The organism is Streptomyces sp. MAR4 CNX-425 (assembly GCF_048656465.1).
GTDB lineage: Bacteria > Actinomycetota > Actinomycetes > Streptomycetales > Streptomycetaceae > Streptomyces.
Window position 1 is genome coordinate 1 of the sequence record NZ_JBMDLF010000026.1, and the last position, 9,721, is coordinate 9,721.

Annotated in this window: 7 protein-coding genes and 1 pseudogene; 4 read left to right on the forward strand and 4 right to left on the reverse strand. The window is 72.7% G+C overall.

All coding sequences use genetic code 11. The features are described 5' to 3' along the window. The 3 genes and pseudogenes from ACHZ99_RS33205 to ACHZ99_RS33215 all read right to left on the reverse strand — a co-directional run. Positions 1-812: pseudogene (locus ACHZ99_RS33205) on the reverse strand (IS5 family transposase); the annotation flags it as partial. Positions 813-868: 56 nt separating this feature from the next. Continuing rightward, a complete protein-coding gene (locus ACHZ99_RS33210) occupies positions 869-1,072 on the reverse strand; it encodes a DUF397 domain-containing protein (protein WP_420308563.1) in 204 nt (67 codons plus the stop codon). A 7-nt stretch (positions 1,073-1,079) separates the two neighbouring features. Continuing rightward, positions 1,080-1,898: a helix-turn-helix domain-containing protein gene (locus ACHZ99_RS33215; RefSeq protein ID WP_420308564.1), complete on the reverse strand. Its 819-nt coding sequence runs from the start codon at positions 1,896-1,898 to the stop codon at positions 1,080-1,082. Positions 1,899-2,090: 192 nt separating this feature from the next. Here ACHZ99_RS33215 and ACHZ99_RS33220 point away from each other — a divergent pair, with 192 nt between their 5' ends. Next, positions 2,091-2,756 carry a hypothetical protein gene (locus ACHZ99_RS33220; protein ID WP_420308565.1) on the forward strand — a complete coding sequence of 222 codons (666 nt, stop codon included), beginning with the start codon at positions 2,091-2,093 and terminating at the stop codon, positions 2,754-2,756. A gap of 4 nt (positions 2,757-2,760) precedes the next feature. Here the strand turns inward: ACHZ99_RS33220 and ACHZ99_RS33225 are convergent, their stop codons facing one another. Continuing rightward, positions 2,761-3,381, reverse strand: a complete 621-nt coding sequence (locus ACHZ99_RS33225) for a biotin transporter BioY (protein WP_420308566.1) — start codon at positions 3,379-3,381, stop codon at positions 2,761-2,763. A gap of 457 nt (positions 3,382-3,838) precedes the next feature. On the opposite strand from ACHZ99_RS33225, the gene ACHZ99_RS33230 reads away from it, so the two are divergent. The 3 genes from ACHZ99_RS33230 to ACHZ99_RS33240 all read left to right on the forward strand — a co-directional run bounded on the left by ACHZ99_RS33230 (position 3,839) and on the right by ACHZ99_RS33240 (position 9,253). Beyond that, positions 3,839-5,245 (forward strand): amino acid permease, encoded by a 1,407-nt coding sequence (locus ACHZ99_RS33230; RefSeq protein ID WP_420308567.1) that lies wholly within the window; start codon positions 3,839-3,841, stop codon positions 5,243-5,245. A gap of 44 nt (positions 5,246-5,289) precedes the next feature. Then, entirely contained in the window at positions 5,290-7,914 is a 2,625-nt protein-coding gene (pepN, locus tag ACHZ99_RS33235; RefSeq protein ID WP_420308568.1) for an aminopeptidase N, read from the forward strand. A 178-nt stretch (positions 7,915-8,092) separates the two neighbouring features. Next, positions 8,093-9,253, forward strand: a complete 1,161-nt coding sequence (locus ACHZ99_RS33240; RefSeq protein ID WP_420308569.1) for a hypothetical protein — start codon at positions 8,093-8,095, stop codon at positions 9,251-9,253. Positions 9,254-9,721 lie beyond the last annotated feature (468 nt).

Here is a 9,721-nt window from a genome sequence, read left to right on the forward strand (position 1 = left end):
CCGCCACGCCACCGCCTCAACTCCCCCTCCCACAGCCCCTTTCGCTGAGAACACCTGAGTAAGTGGCTGCCTTTCCGTTCGTACCGGACGGTCAGGCAGCGGTAGCCGAAGAGCCAGGAGATCGACCGTTCGATCTTCCAGCGTTGCCGGCCGAGACGTTCGCCCGACTCGATGCCGGGACGGGCGATGCGCGGGATGATGCCCCGGCGGCGCAGCCACCGCAGATGCGCGCGGGAGTGATACGCCTTGTCGGCGCGGAGCCTGTTCGGGCGGCGCCTGCGCGGTCCGCGGCGGGACCGGATGGCGGGGATGCCCAGGACCAGAGGCAGGAGTGCCTGGCCGTCGTGCACGTTCGCTGCGGAGACACCGAGGGCGAGTGGTAAGCCCTGGGCGTCGGACAGGACGTGGAGTTTGCTGCCCTTCTTGCCCCGGTCGACCGGATTGCGCCCGGTCAGCGATCCCCCCTTTTCGCACGCACCGAGGCCGCGTCCACGATCGCAGCGGACCAGTCCACCTCACCACGGGCGCCGAGCTCGTCCAGGACGGCCTGGTGCAGACGCCGCCACAGCCCATCCTCCGTCCACGCCGAGAACCGCCGGTGCGCGGTGGCCGGCGAGACACCGAACGTCTCCGGCAGATGCCGCCAGGCGCACCCACTGGTCAGCACGTACACCACCGCCGTGAACACCGCCCGCTCGTCCACCGGCGCCGTACCACCCCCCTGCGACCGCGGAGCGAAAAGGTGGAAGCAATGGCACTACCAGCGACCAGAGCTCGTCCGGCACCAGCCGCTGGGACAGATCCACACCTATGACACAACATCATGCCGCATCAACCCCACGCCACGTGAGACAAGCTCTGAGGAGCTTCAGATCAGGTGGTCGAACTCTCCGGCCTTGACACCGAGCAGGAAGGCCCGGAGCTTGTGCCGGTTCGTGGTCACGACGGTTTCAGGGTCGTCGCTCTCCCTCAGGACGATGTTGTCAGCTATTGCCGCGAGTTCGATGCACTGGCCGCCATCTCCCCCGCTGGAAAAGGAGGACTTCTGCCAACGGATGTCGGTGTTCGTCACGGTAGACTCACATTTCTCGTGTGATGGACCGGATGAATTTCATCGACTCGTCAGCGCCGAGCGAGAGGTGCTCGACGTGATCGAGAAGCGCGCGGTACGTTCCCAGCTGGGCCACAGCGTCCAGGAAAGCGCCATCGAAAGCATTGTCAACCTGGACGGTGTCCAGTTGCGGTACGGGGCCGCCCGCATAGGTGAGTGATTGCAAGGAAGAGGAAACCTCTTCGACACCCAGCGGGATGACTCGAATAGTTACTGTCGACAGGTCGGCAACATCTTCTAGGAAGGCAAGTTGCGAGCGCATCACCTCGCGACTTCCATACCTCACGCGCAGCGAAGATTCATGCAGAAAAGCATCGAACTGCGGGGGTGACGACCTCGTGAAAATGCAACGTCGCGCGACCCGGTGCCGGACGGCGGCATCGATCTCCGCCGCCGGTCGCTTGGTGATGGCGCCGCTGAACACCGCGCGCGCGTATTCCTCGGTCTGGAGCATCCCCGGGATGATGAACGTCTCGACCGTACGGAGATACCTCGCGTGGTTCTCCAGCTCCGCCAGGTCGAGGGCGCTGGCGGGCAGGATCCCGCGGAACTCACTCCACCACCCCTTCGTATGATCCTCCGCCATCGCCACCAGCGCGTCGATGTAAGCCGCGTCCCTCGCCGAGTAGTGCGCGGCGAGGTGCCGTACCCGCTCGCCGCTGACGCCCCAGCGGCCGGACTCGATGTGGCTCACCTGTGGGCGCTCCCACCCCAGCGACGCGGCGGCCTGGGCGCTGGTCAGGCCGGCCTGTTCGCGGAGCTTGCGCAGTTCCGTGCCCAGCCGCACCTGGCGTGCCGAAGGCTGTCCACGCGGCGGCATCCGGGTCCTCCCCCTCTGTCGTGACGGACTGTCGCGACCACTGTGCCACGAGTCACTCCACCGGGTGGATCTAGGTGTCACATCATTGCGCCGTAACAATAGTGCGCCCTACGTTCAGCGGGCACCACGCGGCACGGCACGGCGGAGAGGACACCCTCCATGACCAGCACCAGCGCCAACCGTCACGACGCTCCGACCCAGACTGCACCGCCCCTGCTCTGGGGGCGGAACAGTCTGCCCGTCCCCTACGCCGCCGCCTGGAGCGGGGAAGTCCCCGCCGTGGGCGCCGCCCTTACGATCCGCGAGGACGGTTCGGGGCTGGCCTACCGGGACGAGCGGGCCCTCGACCGGGACCGGCACGGCGTGCTGTGGGCGCGGCTCACCGAGGCGCCCGGGGTGGGGCGGCCCGTCTTCCGCTCGCTGCACTCGCACCGGCAGCGGCGTGCCATGCTCGGCATGCTGTGCCAGGTCTGCGGCGCCCCGGCCGGGCGTACGGCACGGGGGTGGCTGTTCCTCCTCCAGCAGCCTGGACCCGGCGAACAACCGGCCCACTGGCCGGAGGGCGCCCTGTCCGCCAAGCCGCCGGTGTGTGCGCCGTGCGCTCGGCTTGCCCTCCGGTACTGCCCGCACCTGACCGTCCCCCTCGCGCTACGGGTGCGCAAGCCTCGTGTCTGGGGGGTGTTCGGCGGCCTGGTCACCCCCGGCGTCGGCGGCGCGCTCGTCTCGTCCCCGAACGACGAATGCCTCCCCTACGGACATCCGGCCGCCCGCTGGTTTCTCGCGTCCCAACTCGTCCTCGAACTCCGCCACTGCCGGGCGGCGTAGTCCCTCAGCTCCGGTGCGTGCGGCCCGCGAGGTGCCAGGCCGCCGGGAGGGCGCCCATCGCCAGGGCCGCCTTCAGGGCGTCGCCGAGGAGGTACGGCGTGAGGCCGAGGGAGACCGCCTCGGTGAGGGGGACGTCGAGGGAGAGGGCCAGGTACGGGACGCCCACGGCGTAGATGATGACGCTGCCCAGCACCATCGTGCCCGCCGTGCGCCACACGTCGCGGTCGCCGCCGCGGCGGGCCAGCGCGCCGACCGCCACCGCGGCCAGCAGCATCCCCAGGACGTAGCCGAACGACGGCATCCCCCACCCCGACGAGCCCTCCGCGAACCACGGCATCCCCGCCATCCCCGCGAGCGCGTACAGCGCGAGCGAGAGGAACGCCCGGCCCGTGCCCAGCGAGGCGCCGACCAGCAGCGCCGCGAACGTCTGGCCCGTGACCGGCACCGGCGAGCCCGGTACGGGGAGCGACAGCTGCGCGGCGGCGCCGGTGAGCGCCGCGCCGCCGACGACGAGGGCGATGTCCCGTGCCCGGGCGCGGGCAGCGGTGGAGGCGGGCAGCACGTCGGCGAGTACGGCGCCGGGGCGGGCGGCCGACTGCGGGGAGGGGACGGCGGCAGTGCTCATCGGGTTCTCTCCGGTCTCGGGGCTCTGGGCTTGGGGTTGAGGGGTGGGGCTTGGGGCTTGGGGCTCTGGGCTTGGATTTCGGGGTTCGGGGCTCGGGCTCGCGGTTCTCGCGGTTCGTGGGTCCGTCGCGTCCCTCGTGGGTACGGGGACGCTCGTACGCTAACCGACGGCCGCGAGCCGCTCACCGTGGGAAGGTGCCAATCCGCCGCGCACATACCTGTCACTCCCCCGCACCCGCCCCGCCACCGGCCCCCGGACTCGGTTTTCGGCATCCTGGCTGGTCACGTGAGATTCACCACACGAGTGCCGGGTTTCGTGCCGGGCCACACACCCGTGTCGGGGCTCTTCTGCGGCTGTAGGACTCCTCCAACCACGCCTCGCGGCCTCGACCCGCACCCCGCGTCATGCCGCACACTGAATCGTCGTCCCCGCACTCCCCCCACAGGACAGCACCAGCATGAGCACCACCCCCCGCCCCCACGGCTCCACCGCCGCGCCCCCCACGCCCGTACGGTCCGACCTGGGCACCGGGCTCAAGCAGCGCCACCTCACGATGATCGCCCTCGGCGGCGTCATCGGCGCCGGGCTCTTCGTCGGCTCCGGTGCCGGTATCGCCGCCGCCGGGCCCGGCATCGTCCTCGCGTACGCCGTCTCCGGGCTGCTCGTGATGCTCGTGATGCGGATGCTCGGCGAGATGTCCGCCGCGAACCCTGCCTCCGGCACCTTCTCCGTGCACGCCGAGCGGGCCTTCGGCCCGTGGGCCGGGTTCACGTCCGGCTGGATGTTCTGGTGTCTGCTGGGCGTCGCCATCGCCGTCGAGGCGATCGGGGCCTCGCAGATCGTGACGGGCTGGCTGCCGGGCACCGAGCCCTGGATGTGGGTCCTGCTGTTCATGGTCGTCTTCTGCGCCACCAACCTGGCGTCGGTCGGCAACTTCGGCGAGGCCGAGTTCTGGTTCGCCGGGCTGAAGGTCGCGGCGATCACCGTCTTCCTGGGGCTGGGCGTGCTCGCCGTCCTGGGGCTGCTGCCCGGCACCGACTCGCCCGGTACGGACAACCTCACCGGCGCCGGCGACGGCTTCCTCCCCAACGGCTCCGAGGGGCTGCTCGTCGGCCTGCTCGCCTCCGTGTTCGCGTACGGGGGGCTGGAGAACGTGACCATCGCCGCCGCCGAGTCGGCGAACCCGCGGCGCGGGGTCGCGCGCGCGGTGCGTACCGCGATGTACCGGATCGCGATCTTCTACGTCGGCTCCATGCTGGTCGTCGTGGCGCTGATCCCGTGGGACGACCCGAGCGTGCAGGCCGGTCCGTACGCCGCCGCGCTCGACCACCTCGGCATCCCGGCGGCCGGTGAGATCATGAACGTCGTCGTGCTGGTGGCGCTGCTGTCCGCGATGAACGCCAACATCTACGGGGCCTCGCGCATGGCGTACTCCCTCGTCGCCCGCGGTCAGGGCCCGCGGTTCCTGGGCCGGCTCACCCGTCGCGTGCCGCGCCGCGCGGTCGTCGCCACCTGCTCCTTCGGCTTCGTCGCCGTGCTGCTCAGCTACCGCTGGCCCGACTCCCTCTTCCAGTGGCTGCTGAACATGACCGGCGCCGCCATCCTCGTCGTCTGGGCGTTCACCGCCGCCGCCCAGCTGCGCACCCGCCGCCGGCTGGAGCGGGAGGCGCCGGAGCTGCTGACGGTGCGGATGTGGGCGTACCCGTATCTGACCTGGGCGGCGCTGGCGGCCATGGGCGGGATCCTGGTGCTCATGCTGCGGGAGCCGGACTCGCGCACCCAGCTGCTGACCACCGCGGGTCTGGCGGTGGGGCTGTCCCTGGCCGGCCTGGTACGTCAGCACCGCCGGGCGGAACCCGCATGACATGATTTCGCTGTCGGACCTGCGAGAGACGAAGGAGTCCCCCCGTGCCCGGTGAGAACCTGACCCGCGAGGAGGCCCGGGAGCGGGCGGGGCTGCTGGAGGTCGAGGCGTACGAGGTCGAGCTCGACCTGCGCGGCGCGACGGCCCCGGCGCCGGAGCCCTTCCGGTCGGTGACCACGGTGCGGTTCCGCTGCGCGCAGCCGGGCGCGGCGAGCTTCCTCGACCTCGTCGCGCCGGACGTGACCGCGGTGACCCTCAACGGGCGGGACCTCGATCCCGGGGAGGTCTTCGACGGCTCGCGGATCGCGCTGGAGGATCTGGCGGCGGAGAACGAGGTCGTCGTCGACGCGCGCTGCGCGTACAGCCGCACCGGCGAGGGGATGCACCGCTTCGTCGACCCGGAGGACGGCGAGGTCTACCTCTACACGCAGTACGAGCCGGCCGACGCGCGCCGCGTGTTCGCCACCTTCGAACAGCCCGACCTGAAGGCCCCGTTCACCTTCACCGTGACGGCCCCGGAGCACTGGACGGTGCTCAGCGGCGGCGCGCAGGCCGGGCGCGCGGAGGCGCACCAGGACGGCTCGGCGACCTGGCGGTTCGAGCCGACCAAGCCGATCTCGACGTACATCACGGCGGTCGTGGCCGGCCCGTACGCCTACGTCGAGGACCGCTACACGCGCGCGTTCGACGACGGGCGGGAGCTGGTGGTGCCGCTCGGCGCGCTGTGCCGCAGGTCGCTCGCGCGGCACTTCGACGCCGACGACGTCTTCACCGTCACCAAGCAGGGCCTCGACTTCTTCCACGACCACTTCGACTACCCCTACCCGTGGGGCAAGTACGACCAGGCGTTCGTGCCGGAGTACAACATCGGCGCGATGGAGAACCCGGGGCTGGTCACCTTCCGCGAGGAGTTCGTCTTCCGCGGCAAGGTCACCGAGGCGGCGTACGAGCGGCGGGCGAACGTCGTGCTGCACGAGATGGCGCACATGTGGTTCGGCGACCTGGTGACCATGGAGTGGTGGGACGACCTGTGGCTCAAGGAGTCGTTCGCCGACTACATGGGCGCGCTGGCGCTGGCCGAGGCCACCCGGTTCACCGGGAGCTGGATCACCTTCGCCAACCGCCGCAAGGCGTGGGCGTACCGGGCGGACCAGCTGCCGACGACGCACCCGATCACGGCCGACATCCGCGATCTGGAGGACGCGAAGCTCAACTTCGACGGCATCACGTACGCCAAGGGCGCGGCGGTGCTCAAGCAGCTCGTGGCGTACGCCGGGCGGGACGCCTTCATGGAGGGCGCGCGGCGTTACTTCAAGCGGCACGCCTTCGGCAACACCCGGCTGGCCGACCTGCTGGCCGCGCTGGCGGAGACCAGCGGGCGGGACATGTCGGTGTGGGCCCGGTCGTGGCTCCAGACGGCCGGGGTCGACACGCTGACACCGCAGGCGACGTACGACGCGGACGACCGGATCACGGAGCTGGCGATCGTACGGGAGGGCCCGGAAACCGGGACCGGGAGCGAGACCGGGGCCGGGGGTGCTCCCGCCGCGCCGCCGCGGCCGCACCGCGTGGCCGTCGGGCTGTACGCCCAGCCGGGCGCCTCCGGCGAGCTGGTGCGCTACGCGCGCGCCGAGGCCGACGTCGTCGACGGGCACGCGGTCGTCGGGGAGCTGGCGGGTCAGCCGCGCCCGGAGCTGATCCTCGTCAACGACGACGACCTGACCTTCTGCAAGGCCCGCTTCGACGAGGACTCCCTCGACACCGTCCGCGAACGCCTCGGCGACCTCACCGACCCGCTCGCCCGCGCGATCGCCTGGGCCGCCGCCTGGGACCTCACCCGCGACGGGCTCATGCCCGCCCGCGACTACCTCGGCCTCGTGCGGCGCTTCGCCGGCCGTGAGACCGACATCGGCGTGCTCCAGGGGCTTCACCAGCAGGCCCACTACACCGTCGACCACTACACCGCCCCCGGCCACCGCGACGCCGCCGAACAGCGCCTCGCCGAGGGCGCGCTGAGCGAGCTGCGGCTCGCCCCGCCCGGCAGCGACCACCAGCTCGCCTGGGCCCGCTTCTTCGCCTCCGTCGCCGGTACGGAACCGGACCTGCAACTGCTCCGCGGCCTCCTCGACGGGCAGGCGAAGATCGACGGCCTGGACGTCGACCAGGAGCTGAGGTGGGAGCTGCTGCTCCCGCTCGCCGCCCACGGCGCCGCCGACCAGGCGGACGTCGACGCCGAACTGGCCCGCGACGACACCGCGTCCGGCCGCCGGCACCAGGTGCGCTGCCTGGCCGCCCGGCCGGACGCGCGGGTCAAGGAGCGGGCGTGGGCGGCGGTCGTCGACTCCGACGAGCTGTCCAACGCGATCGTCGAGGCGACCATCTCCGGCTTCAGCCGGCCCGGCCAGCGGGAGCTGCTCGCGCCGTACGCGCCGCGGTACTTCGAGGCGATCGAGCGGATCTGGCGGGAGCGGACGATCGAGAGCGCGATGGCGGTCGTACGGGGCCTCTACCCGGCGCTCCAGGCGCACCGCGGCACGCTGGACGCCACGGACGCGTGGCTGCGCGACACCGAGGGCTCGGCGCCGCCGGCGCTGCGGCGGCTGGTGTGGGAGGCGCGCGACGACCTGGCGCGGGCGCTGCGCGCGCAGGAGCGGGACGGCCGGGGCTGAGGCCGCGGCGCGCACTGCGGGCGGGCGGGCCTGCGGGTCCGCGGGCGTGACACGAACGGAGCAGTGACTCCCTTACTCGACAGTCGAACGTGTGCACTTTAGCCCCAGCTTGTCCGTATTCTTCGACGGGCGTGTAACAGCGGTTAGGGGAGGGCGGGCGGCCGGGAATCCAGCGGCCATGAATACGAACTCGCCCTCCCCCGCACCGCTCAACCCGCGCCCGCTCAGCCACGCCACCGGCGCGCGCCGCCAGGTCATGACCGCCCGGCAGCTGCGCGAGCACGGGGTCCCGACCGCCGACGCCGCCCGGCGCTGCCGCCCCGGCGGGCCGTGGCAGCAGCTCCTTCCCGGCGTCTACCTCCTGCACGCCGGGCCGCCGACGCCGGAGGAGCGGCTGCACGCGGCGCTGCTGTACGCGGGCCGCACGCCGGCCGGGCGCGGGGCGCGCACCACGGTGCCGACCCAGACCCGCGGCACGCCGCCGACCGCCGCACCCGCCGCCGCGCCCGACTCCGCGACCGCCTCCCCGCCCGCGCCCGCGCCTTCCGCCTCCGCCCCCGCGCAGGACGCCGCCTTCGCCCCGTACGGCGACGCGATGGTCACCGGGCCGGCGGCGCTCGCGCTGCACGGCTTCGCGGCGGCCCCGCCGCTGCGCGCGCTCACCCGCGTCGACGTCCTCCTCCCCCGCACCCGCCGGCTGCGCTCCACCGGCCTCGCCCGCCTCGTCCGCGCCCACGTCCTCCCCCGCCCCGAACGCATCACGGGCCTGCCCGTCGCCCCGGTGCCCCGCGCCCTCGCCGACACGGTCGCGGTGCTCACCGACGCCGCGGAGGTCCACCGGCTGCTGACCGAGGCGGTCCGCGGCGGCCACTGCGAGGCGGCGGCGGTGGTGCGCGAGCTGAGCCAGGCCCGGCTGCTGGGCCGCCCGCACGTGGTCGACGCGGTCGACACCCTGATCGCCGAGGGCCGGGCGAGGGCCGAGGGCCGCCTCTACGAGATGGTCGAGGCCCACGCCCTGCCCGACCCCCTCTGGAACGTCGACCTCCGCCTCCCCGGCGGCCCCTGCCTCGGCGGCGTCGACGCCTACTGGCCGGACCACGCGGTCGCGCTGGAGATCGACGCCCGCGCGCCGCGGCGCGGCTCCCCCGACGACGCGGCCGTGTGGTCCGCGTACGCGAAGAAGCGGGAGACCCTGGAGCGGCTGGGCATCACAGTCGTGCACGTCACGCCGCGCAAGCTGCGCGAGTCGCCGGAGCAGCAGGCGGAGGTGGTACGGGCCGCCATGCTGGCCGCGGCCGAGCGCGCCCAGGCCACGCACGTGGTGTGCCTGCCGCGGTGACGGCCCGCCCTTCCCCCGACCACTCCCCCGACCGCTCCGCCGCCCCCGACCGTCCGCCCGGCGCAACCGCGCCCGGCGGACGGGGGCAGAGCACCGCCGGGAGGCGGCCGAGAAGCCCACGGCCGCCGGATCACGGGCCGGCCCGCCCGAGTGGAACTGACGCGGCTGACGCTGGCGGGCGGCCTTGGTCTCGGCGGTGTCGAGGGCGACATGGCCGGGGAGAACGAGGTCTTTCTGCAACTGCACTGGCGCTGGCGCAACTTCCCCAAGCCGACCGTCTCCGCGGTTCGGGCGGATCGCGACTCGCCCCACGGCCGGCCTGAAAAGGGCCAGGAAGGCCGTGAACCAGACCCCTGGAGATCCAGGGCCGGTGGAACGCGCTGCGGGCCGCCTTCGGCCCGCACACGCTGGGGCACGCGCACATCCGGATCGTGCACGACGGTGCCTACCTCGACCCCGCCGGCTTCC

Coding starts and splice junctions, on each gene's coding strand:
- ACHZ99_RS33220 (WP_420308565.1), top strand. CDS start 2,091: ATGACCAGCACCAGCGCCAACCGTCACGACGCTCCGACCCAGACTGCA.
- ACHZ99_RS33225 (WP_420308566.1), bottom strand. CDS start 3,381: ATGAGCACTGCCGCCGTCCCCTCCCCGCAGTCGGCCGCCCGCCCCGGC.
- ACHZ99_RS33230 (WP_420308567.1), top strand. CDS start 3,839: ATGAGCACCACCCCCCGCCCCCACGGCTCCACCGCCGCGCCCCCCACG.
- ACHZ99_RS33240 (WP_420308569.1), top strand. CDS start 8,093: ATGAATACGAACTCGCCCTCCCCCGCACCGCTCAACCCGCGCCCGCTC.